Raw genomic sequence first — 15321 nt, 5'->3', positions numbered from 1 at the left:
GTTTCAACAAGCTCAAACACTTCCGACGCATCGCCACCCGCTTCGACCGCCGCGCAATCTATTTCCTCAGCTTCCTGCACATTGCATCAGCAATACTATGGATGCGCTGAATGTCGATTCAGCCTAGAGGCGCTGCGGGTCAGGCGGCGGCGTTCTTGTTTGCAGCCTTGCGCGGTTTGCGGGCAGGCTTGCCGCTGTTGGCATCGATGAAATCGAGCACAAGCGGGCGGATGTTCCTACGCCAGCTCTTGCCTGCGAAAATCCCGTAGTGGCCCGCACCGTCTTCAACATGGCTGGCTTTCTTGTCGTCTGGCAGACCGGTACAGAGGTCGAGCGCCGCAATGCATTGGCCGGGTGCCGAGATATCGTCATTGGACCCTTCGACCGTCTTGACGGCTACCGTGGTGATCTTGCCGATATCGACCTCTTTGCCCGCAACGGTGAATTCGTTTTTGGCAATCTCGCCGTTCTTGAAGATACGCTCTACGGTCGACAGGTAGAATTCCGCCGTCATGTCCATGACCGCCAGATATTCATCGTAGAACTTATTGTGCTTGTCGTGGTCCGCGCCTTCGCCCCGCGCCACGCGCCCGATCTGATCGGTGAAGGCCTTTGCATGTGTCTCGGCGTTCATCGAGATGAAGGAGCTGAGCTGCAGGAGGCCGGGATAAACCATGCGGCCCACGCCGGGGTATTTGAAGCCCACGCGCTGGATCATCATTTCCTCAAGCTGACCCATCGTCATCCGGTGACCGAAATCCGTGACATCCGTGGGTGTCGCATTCGGATCAATGGGTCCGCCGATCAGCGTCAGACTGCGGGGCTGTGCCTTGGGGTCTTCTTCGGCCAGATAAGCGGTGGCGGCCAGTGTCAGCGGAGCGGGCTGGCACACGGCGATCACATGCGTGTCGGGGCCAAGCTCTTTCAGGAAATCCACGAGGTAGAGGGTATAGTCTTCGATGTCGAACTTCCCGGCGCTGACCGGAATGTCCCGCGCATTGTGCCAATCGGTGATGTAGAGATCGGCATCGGGCAGCAGGCTGATCACGGTGGAGCGGAGCAGCGTTGCGTAGTGCCCCGACATCGGTGCCACCAGCAGCACCTTGCGATCAGGCGTCTCCCGCCCGGGGACTTCGAAATGCAGCAAATCGCCAAAATCGCGCTTCACGACAATCTCGGTTGTAACCAGATGGTCCTGCCCGTCATTTGTCGGAACCGCAGGAATGTTCCAGTCAGGCTTGACGATCATGCGCTGAAAGGTGCGTTCCGTCACCTCACCCCAGGCCTGCATCCAGGCGAAGGCAGGGTTTGGAATCAAGGAGAAAGCAGGGTAGGCTGCCATGGCGAGGGCGGTCGCGCCGAGCCATTGGTTTGTGTTGCGCATCGTTTCCATCAAGTCGTATGTCGCCATATAGCGCATAAGGGGTCTCCTTGTTACAATCCGGGCGCACCGGTTACACGCAGTCGCTTCGCCCCCTGAAGCCAACGACTTTATGCTGCAACTGCAAACATACGAGGGAAAGGTTAACATGACAACACATTCCGACAGCGACGTGATCCCCTCGGGTGAAACACTTGAGAGGATGACTGAAAACCTCCAGAAAGTGGAGGAACTGTCGGAACGATTGCAGCGGGTTCTGACCAACCGTCAGACCCATAACCCCGCGTTAGATGGGCCGAATCAAGAGTTGTTCGGCCGCGCGGCACAGGCCTATTGGGCCGAGGCCGTTAACAATCCCGCGAAGGTTTTTGAACACCAGATGACCTACTGGGCCGACACAATGAAACAATTTGTGCAGGCGCAGCAAGAGCTGGCCAAGGGTAAATTAACGGCACCGGAAGACCCTGGCCCAAAGGACAGACGCTTTGCGAATCCGCTCTGGGACACGCATCCCTACTTCAATTACGTCAAGAAACAGTACCTCATTAACGCCGAAGCGCTGACAACCGCAGTGCAGGATGTGACCGACCTCGATCCGTCGGAGAAAAACCGGCTGACCTATTTCGCGCGTCAGATCGTGGATCTGATGTCGCCAACCAATTTTCTGGCAACGAACCCGGACGCGCTGGAAAAAGCGTTGGAGACAGAGGGGCAGAGCCTGGTTCAGGGGTTGGAAAACCTGATCCATGATCTTGAGGCAAACAAGGGTGAGCTGGTCGTCAAGCTTGCGGATGAGACCGCCTTTGAGCTGGGACGCAACATTGCCACGACGCCGGGCAAGGTGGTCTTTCGCAACCGGATGATGGAATTGATCCAATACACGGCCACCACCGAGGAGGTCCATAAAACGCCGCTGGTGATCTTCCCGCCCTGGATCAACAAATTCTACATCCTTGATCTCAAGGCGCAGAACAGTCTGGTGAAATGGCTGGTAGATCAGGGTCACACGGTGTTTGTCGTCTCTTGGGTCAACCCCGATCCGACATACCGGGACATCGGGATGGAAGACTACATTGAAGACGGCTACCTGACCGCGATTGCGGAAATCAAAGACATCACTGGCGAAAAGCAGGTCAATGCCATTGGCTACTGTATTGCCGGCACGACACTTGCGCTGACCCTGTCGTTGCTAAAGCAGAAGGGCGATAAATCCGTCAAATCCGCGACCTTCTTTACGGCGCTGACCGATTTTTCAGATCAGGGCGAATTCGCGCCCTTCCTGACCAATGACTTTATCGACGGCATCGAAGAGGAGATCGAGGACAAGGGCGTGCTGCCTTCGGTCATCATGGCGCGGACGTTTTCCTTTCTGCGCTCCAACGATCTGATCTATGGCCCGGCGATCAAGAGCTACATGATGGGGGAAACACCGCCCGCCTTCGATCTTCTCTATTGGAATGGGGACGGGGCCAACCTGCCCGGCAAGATGTCGATGCAATATCTGCGCGGGTTGTGCCAGCGGGACGAGTTGGCGCAGGGCGGGTTCGATCTGCTGGGGCACAAGCTGACCCTTGGCGATGTCGATGTCCCGCTCTGTGCCATCGCCTGCGAGACGGATCACATCGCCGCCTGGAAAGACAGCTACCGTGGCATTCAGCAGATGGGGTCAAAGGATAAGACCTTCATCATGACCCAATCGGGCCATATCGCCGGGATTGTGAACCCGCCGACCCGGAACAAGTACGGACACTATACCAACCCTGATCTGAAGCTGGACTACACGGACTGGCTTGCAGGGGCCGATTTCCACGAAGGATCCTGGTGGCCGCGGTGGGAAAGCTGGCTGAAAAAGCGCGCGGGCAAGATGATTCCCGCACGCATACCGGGAGATTCGAGCCATCTGGTGCTCTGTGATGCGCCCGGAACCTATGTGGCCAAGAAGGCAACCCTCTGATTTCAATAGCGGTTTCTGCTAAATCAAAAAAATGCTGCAATGCAGAAAAAACACTTGAAATGCTGCGCTGCGGCATGTATATCCTGTTGCAGACGCAGAAACGCGGGGATCATCCCGCAAGCGACAAAGGATTATTGAAATGACAAAGACACCTGACATGACAGCGATGCTCAAAGACGTCATGGGCGCATTCCCGGTTGACACAGCAGCCATGGAAGACGCGTTCAAGACAACAGCAAGCCTGAACGAAAAACTGTCCGGCGTGGCCCTGACAGCTGCAGAGAAATCCACCGAGATCTCCAGCAAGTGGACCCAAGACACCCTGGCCAAACTGGCAGAGATGTCCAAAGCCAAGGCAGAGCCTGTTGATTATGCAAAAGCGATGACCGATTTCGCCTCCGCATATTCCGAAACAGCTGCTGAGCACATGGCCGCTTTCGCTGAAGTCGCGAAAAAAGCGCAGATGGAAACAGTTGAACTGATGATGGCTGCCGGCAAAGACATGAGCGAAGACGCGTCTGCCGCCGTGAAAAAAGCCACCAAAGAAGCAACAGCTGCCGTCAAAAAAGCAGCAACTGCGAAGTAATTAGTATCCCAGTTAGCGCCTACTTCCTCCCTGAATGGCGTAAACTTTGCGGGCGGGCTTTTTAAAAGCCCGCCCTTTCTTTTTACAAATCTGTGTCCTAAGCTGCAATGCAGCGCAGGATGAGGGAGAAGTCGTGTGGCGGATAAAGACAAACCATTGCTGATCAAGCGATACGCAAGCCGGCGTCTCTACAATACCGAAACCAGCGACTATGTGACATTGGACGATATTGCCACGCTGATCCGCGAGGGCCGGGAGGTGCAGATCGTCGATCTGAAGTCGGGCGACGACCTGACGCGCCAGTACCTGCTTCAAATCATTGCCGAACATGAAAGCCGCGGGGAAAGTGTCCTGCCGGTGGATGTGCTGAACGATCTGGTGCGCAGTTACATGACACCGGGTGCCAGTGTCGTGCCGCAATTCCTGCAAGCGTCCTTTGAGATGCTGCGCGACGGTCAGAGCCAGATGATGGACAAGATGAGCGCGATGAACCCAATGGCCAAGATGCCGGGGTTCGAACTGATGCAGGCGCAGCAACAGGCCTTCATGAAGGCGATGACCGGGGGCTTGGGCGGCGGCAGCGGCTGGAAGGCGCCGGACGAGGAGGCCGCGTCAACGGACCCTGAAAAGGGCGAAGACCTCGACGCGATCAAACAGCAGTTGGCAGAGCTTCAGAACAAACTTTCCAAGTTGAAGTAACCGGTCATCACGCCACGGCGGGCTGCGCGTCTGCCGTGACGGTCTCGATGGCGTTCAGCAGCACGTCTGTGACCGCATCCAATTCCGCGCGGGAGAGGCGCACAGGCAACCGGACATCGCAGGCCCGCATCAGCATGGCACGGGTGCGCGGCAGCTCGGGCAGATCCTCGATAAACTGCCAGTTCCAGAAGGCCCGCGCATTGTCCGCGCTCTGCCCGAAGACCTGCACTTTGACCCCGGCGGCCTCCGCTCTGCGCGCGAAGGCGGCTATGGTGGCGTCCTCCAGTCCGACCAGGTTGAACTGAATGCTGTCGGGCGCGCGCTCTTCGCCCTCCAGCGGCGCAGGCACGTCGATGAAGGGGGAGCGGTTCAGCCGGTCCGCCACGTAGTCGTGATTGCGCCGCCCATCCCGCACCCTCTGCGCCAGGGCATCCAGTTGCGGGCGGATCAGTGCTGCTGACAGGTTGTTCAGCCGCAGATTGTAGAGCGGCAGTTTGTTTTGATGGCGGGAAAAGGCTTCCAGCAGGACCGGGTGTTTCTTCCAATTGTGCTCATAGGCACCCGACATGATGATCGCGCGGGCCACAAGATCGGCGTCATCCGTGATCAGAATGCCGCCTTCACCTGCATTGACCATCTTGTAGGACTGAAAAGAAAAACAGCCGACCTTGCCGAGGGTACCAATCTTTTGCCCGCGCCAGAGCGTGCCGAGCGAGTGTGCAGCATCTTCGATGACGGGGATATCGGCTGCGGTGCAGAGCTTCATGATCGCGTCCATGTCGGACGTATGACCGCGCATATGGCTGATGATGACCGCCTTGATATCGCCTGCCAGCTTTGCTTCGAAGTCGTCCAGATCGATGCGGTAATTGTCGCCAACCTCGCAGAGCACGGGTGTGCACTCCGCATGCACGACCGAAGACGGCACGGCGGCGAAGGTAAAGCCGGGGATCAGTACCCGCGCGCCCCGGGGCAGATCCAACGCTTTGAGGGAGAGGAAGAGGGCTGCCGAACAGGAGGACACGGCCAGCGCATATTTGCTGCCCATCAGCGCGGCAAACTCCGCCTCCAGCAGGGCTACGGGGGCATCTGAGGCGGCAGTGTAGCGAAAGAGATCCCCGGTTTGCAGCAAACGCTCGATCTCCGCACGGGCGGCTTCGGGAATGGGTTCAGCCGTGTGCATGTCGGGGAGCGTCATATTCGGATTTCCTTAATGTGACTTTTGGAAATTCTAAAACAACCGATCCACCACGCCAAGTAAATAGTTTGTAACGTCGCGCCCCGCGTCAGAAACCAAGCCGGTCGCGCAGGGCGTACCAACTCATGGCCAGCACCAGCAGCGGTGTGCGCAAGGCACCGCCGCCCGGGAACGCAGGCGTGGGGATGGTGCGCATCGTGTCGAACCCGTCCGTCTCTCCCTCGATGGCCTGCGCCATCAGCTTGCCTGCGTGCGTTGCGGTCCCGACGCCATGGCCGGAATATCCGGAGGCCGACAGAATGTTGGGCGCAACCCGCGCCAGATAGGGAAAGCGTTTCATCGTGATCCCCAACGTGCCACCCCAGGCGTAATCCACCTTGACGCCCTTGAGATGCGGAAAGACGGTTTCCATCGGTTTGCGCACCGTTGCGGCGATGTCGCGCGGGAATTTGTACCCGTAGCTTTCGCCACCGCCGAACAGCAGGCGGCCGTCATGGCTGAGCCGGAAGTAGTTGACCACAAACCGGCTGTCGGCGACGGCCACATCGCGCGCCAGAACCCGATGCGCCTGATCCTCCAGCGGTTCGGTGGCCACGATGAAATTGTTGATCGGCATGACGCGGGCAGAGACGGAAGGCGCGAGGGATGACAGATACCCGTTGCAGGCCAGGATCACGTGATCAGCTACAACCCGTCCGGCATCCGTGCGGAGGGTTGCCGGCGCCCCGTGCTCCAGCCCGTGCACACAGGACCGTTCGTAAACTGTCACGCCCGCAGCCGTCGCCGCACGCGCTAGACCAAGGGCAAAGGCTAACGGGTGCAGATGCGCGGCCCCCATATCCAACAGGCCGCCCTTGTAGTCCGGCGAGGGGCAGATTGCGTGGCAGGCCTCTGCATCCAGCGCTTCGACCGCGTCATATCCATATTTGTCATTCAGCAGTGCGGCGTATTTGTGCAAATACGCAACGTCTGATTTTGTGGAGCCTGTCCACGCCACGCCGGGTTTCAGGTGGCAGTCAATTTTGTGATCCGCGATCAGTGATTTGACCAGCGCCTTGGCCTCTTCACCCAGGTCCCACAGCGCGCGGGCCTGGGTATCGCCCACCATGCTTTCCAACCCGTGCTGATCGACGCGCTGCCCGCTGCCCAATTGCCCGCCGTTGCGCCCGGAGGCCCCAAACCCCACACGATGGGCCTCCAGAACCACAATCCGCCGCCCCGCTTGCGCCAGATGCAGCGCGGCTGACAGCCCGGTGTAACCTGCGCCGACCACGCAAACATCTGCCTTGACCTCGCCCTTGAGACTGTCAAAGGGCGCGGGCGCCGGGGTGCTGGCCGCGTACCAGCTGGCAGGGTAGGTCCCGAGTGTGTCGTTTGCGTAAAGCAGGTTCAAGGGGCCACCCTCTCCGTGAAATGCGCCTGCGATCAGACGTTCATCAGCAGGTGTTCCCGCTCCCAGGGGGAGATGACCTGCAGGAACTCGTCATATTCGGCCCGTTTCACGATGGAATAGACGCGTGCAAACTCCGATCCAAGCACCTCGTGTAACTCTGTCGCCTGCTCGAATAAATCCAAGGCAGACCCCAGGACGCGCGGAATATCCCCGTCGCCGTCATAGGCGTCCCCTTTGAATTCCGCGGCGGGCATCTTGCCCTGGGTCATCCCGAGGTAGCCGCAGGCCAGGCTTGCCGCGATCCCGAGGTAGGGGTTGCAGTCCATCCCGGCGAGACGGTTCTCGACCCGCCGTGCATCGGGATCGGAGAGCGGAATGCGAATGCCGGTGGTGCGGTTGTCGCGCCCCCAATCGAGGTTGATCGGGGCAGCGTGGTCTTTCACATAGCGGCGGTAGCTGTTCACATAGGGCGCAATCACCGCCAGTGCTGCGGGCATGTGGTTTTGCAGCCCTGCGATGAAATGCATGAAGGCATCGGTCTCGCCCGCGTCCTTGTCGGAAAAGACATTGGCCCCGGTTTCGCTGTCCAGCACGGAGTGGTGAATATGCATGGCACTGCCCGGCTCATCCGCAATCGGCTTGGCCATGAAGGTGGCAAAGCAGTCGTGGCGCAGCGCGGCTTCGCGGATCAGGCGCTTGAAATAAAACACCTCGTCGGCGAGCTTGACCGGATCGCCGTGGCGGAGGTTGATCTCCAGTTGTCCCGCCCCGCCTTCCTGCGTGATGCCGTCGATCTCGAACCCCTGCGCTTCGGCAAAATCATAGATGTCATCGATCACCGGGCCGAATTCGTCCACGGCGGTCATCGAATAGGCTTGCCGTGCAGCGGCAGGGCGACCGGAACGGCCCATCATCGGCTTGATGTCGTGGGCCGGATCGATGTTGCGGGCGACCAGAAAGAATTCCATCTCCGGGGCCACGATCGGCTCCCACCCCTTGTCGCGATAAAGCTGGCAGACCCGTTTGAGCACATTTCGCGGGCTGAAGGGCACTGGCACATCCTCCCGGTCATAAGCGTCATGGATCACCTGCAGGGTCCAGTCGCCGGTCCAGGGGGCAGCGGTGGCCGTGGTCATATCGGGCTTGAGGATCATATCCTTTTCGATGAATCCGTCCTCGCCCGCCGCTTCGCCCCAGTCGCCGGTGATCGTCTGGTAGAAGATGCTGTCGGGCAAATGGAAGTAATCCTGCCGGGCGAATTTCGAGGCGGGCACCGCCTTGCCTCGGGCAATTCCGGGCAGGTCAGAGATGATGCATTCCACCTCGTCCAGCCTACGCCCTTCGAGATAGATCTGCGCGGCGGCAGGCAGTTCTTGCGTCCAGTCGGCCATCAGGCCCTCTCTTTCTTGAAAAACGCGGCCATCATCTCGGCCACATCCATCCGGTCGGTGGGGGCCTGCAGCCGGGCACTGGCCTCATCCAGCAACGTGTCCGGCACAACGCCCTTGCCCCGGGTTCTGATCAGCCCGTCGATGAAATCCGCGTCATATTCGGGGTGCGGCTGGATCGTCCACATCAGGTCACCATAGAACAGGCCCGCGTATTGGCAAAAGGCATTGCTGGCAAATACTTCCGCGCTCTCGGGCTTTGCGACAACCTGATCCTGGTGCCAGGCATTGATGGTCGTGGTGGTGCCGTTCAGGACATAGTCGGTCGCGCCCACGGCCCATCCGCCCTCGAATTTCTCGATGCGTCCCCCCATGGCCTGGGCGATGATCTGATGTCCGAAACAGACGCCGATCATCGGTTTGCGCGCCGCATGTGCGGTGCGAATGAACGCTTCCAGCGGCGGGATCCAATCGTGATCCTCATACGCGCCGTGTTTCGATCCGGTGATCAGCCAGCCATCCGCCGCATCAACGCCGTCGGGAAAGGTGCCATCGCAAACCGCCCAGCCCTCAAAGGTAAATCCATGCCCGTCCAGCAGGCGGGCGAAATACTGATCGTAGAGCCCCCCCTGCATCATCGTATCGGGCGGGTGGCCGGTGATCAGGATTCCGATTTTCATAACCGCCTCATACCGTATCGAGGTAAATGGTAACTTGCTCAGCGGGCGAGAGTTCCTGCATGTAGTGCAGCTCCTGGCGCTTAGTCAGCACATAGTTGCGAATGAGGTCCGGCGCAAAGATGCGTTTCATCTGCGGGCTCGCCTCAAAGGCATCAATCGCGGAGCGCCAGTCGGCTGGGATCTGCGGCAGATCGGCGGCATAGGCATTCCCGGTAATGGGGGCGGGCGGGTCCTCTGCGTCCTCGATCCCGTTGAGCGCGGCGCCCAGAACGGCAGCGAGCATAAGGTAAGGGTTCACGTCCCCGCCCGCGACCCGGTGTTCGATACGGCGCGCAACAGGGGGACCCGAGGGGATGCGAATGGCTGAGGTACGGTTCTCATAGGCCCAGCTGACACCGGTCGGCGCGTGATTGCCCGGCACCATCCGGTCAAAGCTGTTGGCATGGGGCGCAAATACCAGGGCTGAGCTTTGCATCGCATCCAGACAGCCCGCCACCGCGTGGCGCAGAACACCCGTGCCCTCGGGGCCGCCATTGTCAAAGATGTTATGCCCGCCGGCGTCCAGCACCGAAAAATGCACATGCAGGCCAGAGCCGGAATAATCCTCGTAAGGTTTGGCCATGAAACTGGCCGCAAACCCGTGACGCCGCGCCAGCCCCTTGACCAGCATTTTGAAGAGCCAGGCATCATCAGCCGCCCGCAGCGCATCATCGCAATGCATCAGGTTGATCTCGAACTGGCCCAAACCGGCCTCTGAGATGGCGGTATCGGCGGGGATATCCATCTCTTCGCAGGCGTCGTAGAGATCGGTGAAAAAGGTGTCGAACTGGTCCAGGGCGCGCAGGGACAGGATTTCGCCGGCGACCCGGCGCTTGCCTGACCGTGGAGAGGGTGGAACCTGCAGATTGCGCCCGGAATCGTCGATGAGGAAGAACTCCAGCTCCATGGCACAGACGGGCGTCAGCCCGCGCGCTTTGTAGCGGTCCAGCACGGCGCGCAGGGCGTGGCGGGGGTCGCCCTCATAGGGCTTGCCATCCTCATGAAACATCCAGATGGGTAGCAGGGCGGTTGGCGCCTCAAGCCAGGGCATCGGCATGAAACCCCGCTCGGTCGGCTTCAGGACGCCGTCCTTGTCGCCGCTTTCAAAGACCAGTGGGCTGTCGTCGATGTCTTCGCCCCAGATGTCGAGGTTGAGCACCGACATGGGAAACCGCGTGCCGCCCTCCACCGCCTTGTCCGCATAACGCGAGGGGATACGTTTGCCGCGGGCCTGGCCATTGAGGTCGGCAGCAGCCACACGAATGGTGCGGACTTGCGGGTTCTTGCGGAGCCAGTTCTTCATAGGTCACCGATGCGGTGGGCTGGCGAACACGGCTGCAAACCGGCCCATGATCAGCGCCACGGATAATTTGATCAAATTATGGATACTACCGGATCAGGTTCGGGCGCAACCTGATTTTCTGCCGTGTATTTTGCGGCAAATGCCGGTTCAGCCGTTTGTTCACAAAGCCGAAGACAGCGATCACGATCAGGGTCAGCAGGATGAAGTAGAAGGCCAGAATGGGGTAGGGCACAAATGGGTTGAAGGTCTTGTCGGCAAAGTAGCTCGCGTAGTAGAGCGCATCCCCGCGTTGCTGCCAGGCTGGAAAGCCGGAGAAGAACACCAGCGCCGTGGCGTGAAACAGAAAGATTGCCTCGTTGGTATAGCCCGGCCACGCCAGACGCAGCATCGTCGGCCAGATCACACGTGTGAAGCGGGACCAGCCGGACAGGCCATAGGCATCCGCAGCTTCGATGTCGCCTTTTGGGATCGACAGCAGGGCCCCATAGAAGATCTCGGCCGAATAGGCGGCGGTATTGAAGAACAAGACAACCAGCGCGCCGAGCCATGCCGCGGTGAAGGGTTCAAAAAACGGGTGGACCGATTTCAGGTTCAAAAACAGGAAGTAAGCGAAGAAGAACTGGATGAAGAGCGGTGAGCCCCTGAACAGGAAAATGAACCACTCGCTGGGTTTGCGAAAGAGCGTGCGCGATGACGCCTTGCCCATGGCCAGCGCCGTGGCGAGAAAGAAGCCCAGCGTGAGGGCCAGCAGGCCGAAGTAGATGTTCCAGATCATGCCGGAGCCGATCAGGGTGAACTGGTGACAGAGCGTGAAATCCTCGCGTGGAAGTAGTCGTTCACCGATGCCAATGGCACGCAGGCCGTAGTCCTGGATGGTCTGGAAGCAGGACATCAGGCGGTCGCCTTGCGTTGAGCTTCGCCGCCTGCCGTGGCCTGACCATGGGTCAGGCGCGACATGATCCGCGCCAGCACGATTTCCGAGACGCGGGTGAAGAGCAGGTAGAAAACCAGCAGGGCAAGGAAGTACCACATGCGCCAGTCGCCATGCGGATAGTCGGTAAAGCGGGGCGTTTTTGTGCCGCCGAGTTCGCGGGCCCAATAGACGATGTCTTCGACGCCGAGCAGGAACAACAGCGGCGTTGCTTTGATCAAAACCATCCAGAGGTTGCTGAGACCGGGCAGGGCGTAGACCCACATCTGCGGCACAAGGATGCGCCAGAAGGTCTGGTGTTGGCTCATGCCGTAGGCTTCGGCTGTTTCCAGTTGCGCGCGCGGCACCGCGCGCATCGCTCCGAACAGAACATTGGCGGCAAACGCGCCGAACACGATGGCAAACGTCAGAACGGCGAGGCCAAACCCATAGCTTTCGTGCACCCACTGCGGCGCATTGCCCAGCGGCATCTTGGCTGCCTGGCAGACCACGAAATCGTTGCCCTGCCGAATGGGCCCTTCCCAATCGGGGCAGAGCACCTTGTGACGCAGGTATTCGACCGCCTGATCCAGCGCAATGACAAAGAACAAGAAGAACGCGATATCAGGGACGCCGCGGACGATGGCGATGTAGGCTTTTCCGAACCACCGCAGCGGCGCAATCTGTGACCGGGCCGCGGTGGCACCGCCAAACCCGAACGCCAGCGCGATGGGCGCCGTGATCCCCAGCAGCAGCAAAACCGTCAGCACGGAAGTATAGATCGACATGTGCTTGCCCGTGGTCAGGTAGCACGCCATCCATTGCCAGTCCGGCAAGGTGCTGGGATCTGTACAAAAACTGAAAATAATAACCTCTTGAAAAATCAGGGGGCAGCGTCGGGCCGCCCCCTGGCATCAGATCAGAACTGCCCGAAAATTTCCCACTTGGTGAGCAATTCGTTCAGGGAACCGTCTTCCTTCATCGTGGTGATGGCGGCGTTGAACTTCTCTTTCAATTCGGCATCGCTTTCGCGCAGGCCCAGCCCGATGCCACCACCGATCAACTCTTCCTGCTCCAGCAGAACCAGGTCGGCATCAGCCTCCGCGATGGGCAAAAGGAAAGCCTTGTCGGCCAGAACGGCATCCGCTTCACCATTCTTGACGGCGGCGATGGTCTCTTCGGGCGTTGCGAATTCAACCAATGTCGCGCCACCTTCCGCGATAAAGGCGGCCTGGATAGTGTTGGTCTGCGCCGCGACAACACCGCCGGTCAGATCAGCGTCTTCGGATGTGGCGATGTAGGCCGATGGGTCGGGCAGCGTGTAATTCTGTGTGAAATCAATCACCTCGTCCCGCTCGTCGGTGATCGACATGCCCGCGATGATGACATCGTAGTTGCCGGAGACGAGGTTGGGGATGATGCTGTCCCATTCATTGGTGACCCACTCACAGGTCAATTCCGCCCGCTTGCAAAGCTCATCGCCCAGTTCGCGCTCGAAGCCTGCAACCTCGCCAGCGTCATTGAGAAAGTTGTACGGAGGGTAGGCACCTTCTGTGCCCAGACGGATGGTTTTACCGTGGCCGTCGGCCATCACCATGCCAGCCGAAAGAGCCAGCACAGCAGTCGTAAGGATAAGGTTTTTCATTTTGTTACTCCCTTGTTTTTATTTGAGTTACGCCGCGTGGGTTGCTGATAGGAACCCGCGCAATCGTTCGGATTTGGGCGCGCCAAAGAGCGTCTCCGGCGGCCCTTGTTCTTCGATCAGCCCCTGATGCAGGAAGACCACGTGGTCCGACACATCAGCGGCCAGTTTCATATCATGGGTCACGATGATCATGGTGCGGCCTTCGGCGGCCAGATCCTTGATCACCCGGACCACTTCCTGCTCCAGCTCCGGATCAAGCGCAGAGGTGGGTTCGTCAAAGAGCAGCGCCTCGGGCTCCATGCACAGACCGCGCGCAATGGCTGCGCGCTGCTGCTGGCCGCCGGACAGCTGTGCGGGGTAGACGTCACATTTGTCGCCAATGCCGACCTTTGCCAGATAACCGCGTGCCGCCTTTTCCACCTCATCTCTGTCGCGTCGCAGGACGGTCAGCGGCGCTTCCATCACATTCTGCAGGATCGACATATGCGCCCAGAGATTGAACTGCTGGAACACCATCGACAGGTTCGTGCGCATCCGCAGCACCTGGGCCGCATCCGCCGGGCGGCGTCCATGGCCCGATCCTTTCCAGGTGACAGGTTCTCCTTTGAATCTGATCTCACCCTCCTGGCTGTCCTCCAGAAGGTTGCAACAGCGCAGCAAAGTGGACTTGCCGGACCCAGACGATCCGATCAGAGAGATCACGTGGCCCTTCTGCGCCGTGATGCTAACACCCTTGAGCACTTCCAGCGCACCGTAGGCCTTGTGCAGGTTGGTAATTTCAATAACCGGTTGCGCAGCAGTCAACGTAAAGCCTCGTAATGATTCAAGGCGGTATAAGGGGTCAAAATCGCAGCTTTTGCAACGTGGAATGCGGCAAACAACGCCTTCCGCTAGGTCAGGATGCGCATTTTTGGGCTGGATAGCCGGATTTCAGCCCGGAGGCAGCGGTTCGGCTAGGTAGTCTGTCGCCGGAATGGCAACAATCCCTTTCAGCAAAAGCCGGGCGCGATCACGGGCGCTGAGCGCTGAGATGGCTGAGTGCACGGCAGTGAAAAGCGGGTCTGGATCGCGTCCCCGCGCCGTGATCAGCGGCAGCCCCGGTGTCGGCCGCGTGGAGAGCAACACGCGCAGCCGCGGAGCAAGGGACGTTTCGCGTTTGATCAACGTCCAGGTGACAGCGTCGAGGGATGCAAGATCGGCCCGCCCCTCGGCCACGGCCTCGGCAGAGAGAGCATGGCTACCGGTATCGAGCGTATTGCCCGCGAAACTGAAACCGAAGCCGTTTTCCACCAAATGCCCCTCGATTGCGGCCCAGCCGGATTGCGACCGCACGTCATTGCGCGCCAGTCGCGTGCCTGCAAACGCGGCAAGATCGCCGCGTGGATCCTCTTTGCGCACCACGATGATGGATTTGTAATATCCGGGCGGGCAGCCACGTACGCCATAGTCCGGCGTGCCGACCAGCTGCACGCGCCCGTGCAACGCGCTGCGGTAGGGCAGGCCGCAGGTCTGCGACAATACCAGATCAGGGTCTTCCCATGTCTTGTGCGGATCGGTGGTGCGGTCGAGCGCCCTTGGACCAGCACCGTAGCATGCGCGAATTTCCGTCCAGAGCCGGTCATTGGCGGCCTGTGTGCTTGCCACATCGTACATGGGCAGGCTGGCGGTCATGCGCTGCCGTCGACCGCCTGTCGTGCCAAAGCGGAATCACGATCGCTTATCCCCAGGAAATTGGTGACCATACGCACAAGCGCATCTTCTTCCTGCGCGCGGGACCCATCGGCCAACACCACCTGCCAGAGCGCCTGCACCACAGCGCGCCGCTCCTCGTAGGGTACGGCATCCTTGATGGACCGGGTGAACCGCACCGTATCGGGGGCTTCGGCTTCAAGCGCCTCCGCCTCGGAACGCAGGGCAGAGGTGGCCCCGGGCCCAAGCCCGTAGCGCTGTGCGATGATCTGGTCGATCCGGTCCTTTTCGCCTGCACTGTAATCATTGTCGGACCGTGCAATACGGACCAGCAGGGCGGTCAGGGCCAGCCGCGCATCCTCATCGGGGAGCGCGTCTTCACCGGGCTGCGTCAAGCGCTTTAAGAGTTCTCCAAACATAAGCGCGATATAGTCAGGTTTCGCGCGGCTGCCAATA

15 protein-coding genes and 1 pseudogene are annotated in these 15321 nt (G+C 59.7%); 4 read left to right on the top strand and 12 right to left on the bottom strand.

What is annotated here, in order from left to right; translation table 11 throughout:
* Nucleotides 1–110 (top strand): annotated as a pseudogene (locus ISX84_RS23310) (IS5-like element ISNeu3 family transposase); the annotation flags it as partial.
* A gap of 29 nt (nt 111–139) precedes the next feature.
* Here the strand turns inward: ISX84_RS23310 and phaZ are convergent.
* Nucleotides 140–1420 carry a polyhydroxyalkanoate depolymerase gene (gene phaZ, locus ISX84_RS21195; protein WP_195822409.1) on the bottom strand — a complete coding sequence of 427 codons (1281 nt, stop codon included), beginning with the start codon at nt 1418–1420 and terminating at the stop codon, nt 140–142.
* Nucleotides 1421–1529: 109 nt separating this feature from the next.
* On the opposite strand from phaZ, the gene ISX84_RS21190 reads away from it, so the two are divergent.
* From ISX84_RS21190 to phaR, 3 genes are all read left to right on the top strand, one after another.
* Complete coding sequence (locus ISX84_RS21190) at nt 1530–3335, top strand: PHA/PHB synthase family protein (protein WP_195822408.1); 1806 nt, start codon at nt 1530–1532, stop codon at nt 3333–3335.
* 139 nt (nt 3336–3474) lie between these two features.
* A complete protein-coding gene (locus ISX84_RS21185; protein ID WP_195822407.1) occupies nt 3475–3921 on the top strand; it encodes a phasin family protein in 447 nt (148 codons plus the stop codon).
* A gap of 135 nt (nt 3922–4056) precedes the next feature.
* On the top strand, nt 4057–4620 hold the full coding sequence (phaR, locus tag ISX84_RS21180; RefSeq protein WP_195822406.1) for a polyhydroxyalkanoate synthesis repressor PhaR: 564 nt from the start codon (nt 4057–4059) through the stop codon (nt 4618–4620).
* Nucleotides 4621–4627: 7 nt separating this feature from the next.
* Here the strand turns inward: phaR and ISX84_RS21175 are convergent, their stop codons facing one another.
* From ISX84_RS21175 to ISX84_RS21125, 11 genes are all read right to left on the bottom strand, one after another.
* Entirely contained in the window at nt 4628–5818 is a 1191-nt protein-coding gene (locus ISX84_RS21175) for a DegT/DnrJ/EryC1/StrS family aminotransferase (protein ID WP_195822405.1), read from the bottom strand.
* 88 nt (nt 5819–5906) lie between these two features.
* Nucleotides 5907–7211: an NAD(P)/FAD-dependent oxidoreductase gene (locus tag ISX84_RS21170; RefSeq protein ID WP_195822404.1), complete on the bottom strand. Its 1305-nt coding sequence runs from the start codon at nt 7209–7211 to the stop codon at nt 5907–5909.
* A gap of 32 nt (nt 7212–7243) precedes the next feature.
* Nucleotides 7244–8602 (bottom strand): glutamine synthetase family protein, encoded by a 1359-nt coding sequence (locus tag ISX84_RS21165; protein ID WP_195822403.1) that lies wholly within the window; start codon nt 8600–8602, stop codon nt 7244–7246.
* A complete protein-coding gene (locus ISX84_RS21160; RefSeq protein WP_195822402.1) occupies nt 8602–9279 on the bottom strand; it encodes a type 1 glutamine amidotransferase in 678 nt (225 codons plus the stop codon). The genes ISX84_RS21165 and ISX84_RS21160 overlap by 1 nt, the downstream gene beginning before the upstream one ends.
* Nucleotides 9280–9286: 7 nt before the next feature.
* Complete coding sequence (locus ISX84_RS21155; protein ID WP_195822401.1) at nt 9287–10621, bottom strand: glutamine synthetase family protein; 1335 nt, start codon at nt 10619–10621, stop codon at nt 9287–9289.
* A gap of 85 nt (nt 10622–10706) precedes the next feature.
* Entirely contained in the window at nt 10707–11513 is an 807-nt protein-coding gene (locus ISX84_RS21150) for an ABC transporter permease (RefSeq protein WP_195822400.1), read from the bottom strand.
* Nucleotides 11513–12397, bottom strand: a complete 885-nt coding sequence (locus ISX84_RS21145; RefSeq protein WP_195822418.1) for an ABC transporter permease — start codon at nt 12395–12397, stop codon at nt 11513–11515. The genes ISX84_RS21150 and ISX84_RS21145 overlap by 1 nt, the downstream gene beginning before the upstream one ends.
* Nucleotides 12398–12450: 53 nt before the next feature.
* Nucleotides 12451–13176: a transporter substrate-binding domain-containing protein gene (locus tag ISX84_RS21140; RefSeq protein ID WP_195822399.1), complete on the bottom strand. Its 726-nt coding sequence runs from the start codon at nt 13174–13176 to the stop codon at nt 12451–12453.
* A gap of 27 nt (nt 13177–13203) precedes the next feature.
* Entirely contained in the window at nt 13204–13980 is a 777-nt protein-coding gene (locus tag ISX84_RS21135) for an ABC transporter ATP-binding protein (RefSeq protein ID WP_195822398.1), read from the bottom strand.
* A gap of 126 nt (nt 13981–14106) precedes the next feature.
* Nucleotides 14107–14847, bottom strand: coding sequence for a phosphate/phosphite/phosphonate ABC transporter substrate-binding protein (locus tag ISX84_RS21130; RefSeq protein ID WP_195822397.1), 741 nt, complete (start codon nt 14845–14847; stop codon nt 14107–14109).
* A complete protein-coding gene (locus ISX84_RS21125) occupies nt 14844–15284 on the bottom strand; it encodes a tellurite resistance TerB family protein (protein ID WP_195822396.1) in 441 nt (146 codons plus the stop codon). Before ISX84_RS21125 ends, ISX84_RS21130 begins: the two co-directional genes overlap by 4 nt.
* Between the last annotated feature and the right edge of the window lie 37 nt (nt 15285–15321).

It is taken from the genome of Roseobacter sp. MH60115 (genome assembly GCF_015644665.1).
GTDB lineage: Bacteria > Pseudomonadota > Alphaproteobacteria > Rhodobacterales > Rhodobacteraceae > Roseobacter.
This window is presented reverse-complemented; position numbering and strand designations above follow the sequence as displayed.

Bases quoted from the DNA above. Each gene is read 5' to 3' on its own strand.
- ISX84_RS21165 (WP_195822403.1), bottom strand. From the start codon at position 8,602: ATGGCCGACTGGACGCAAGAACTGCCTGCCGCCGCGCAGATCTATCTC.
- ISX84_RS21125 (WP_195822396.1), bottom strand. From the start codon at position 15,284: ATGTTTGGAGAACTCTTAAAGCGCTTGACGCAGCCCGGTGAAGACGCG.
- ISX84_RS21185 (WP_195822407.1), top strand. From the start codon at position 3,475: ATGACAAAGACACCTGACATGACAGCGATGCTCAAAGACGTCATGGGC.
- ISX84_RS21190 (WP_195822408.1), top strand. From the start codon at position 1,530: ATGACAACACATTCCGACAGCGACGTGATCCCCTCGGGTGAAACACTT.
- ISX84_RS21175 (WP_195822405.1), bottom strand. From the start codon at position 5,818: ATGACGCTCCCCGACATGCACACGGCTGAACCCATTCCCGAAGCCGCC.
- ISX84_RS21155 (WP_195822401.1), bottom strand. From the start codon at position 10,621: ATGAAGAACTGGCTCCGCAAGAACCCGCAAGTCCGCACCATTCGTGTG.
- phaZ (WP_195822409.1), bottom strand. From the start codon at position 1,420: ATGCGCTATATGGCGACATACGACTTGATGGAAACGATGCGCAACACA.
- ISX84_RS21140 (WP_195822399.1), bottom strand. From the start codon at position 13,176: ATGAAAAACCTTATCCTTACGACTGCTGTGCTGGCTCTTTCGGCTGGC.
- ISX84_RS21150 (WP_195822400.1), bottom strand. From the start codon at position 11,513: ATGTCCTGCTTCCAGACCATCCAGGACTACGGCCTGCGTGCCATTGGC.
- ISX84_RS21130 (WP_195822397.1), bottom strand. From the start codon at position 14,847: ATGACCGCCAGCCTGCCCATGTACGATGTGGCAAGCACACAGGCCGCC.
- ISX84_RS21160 (WP_195822402.1), bottom strand. From the start codon at position 9,279: ATGAAAATCGGAATCCTGATCACCGGCCACCCGCCCGATACGATGATG.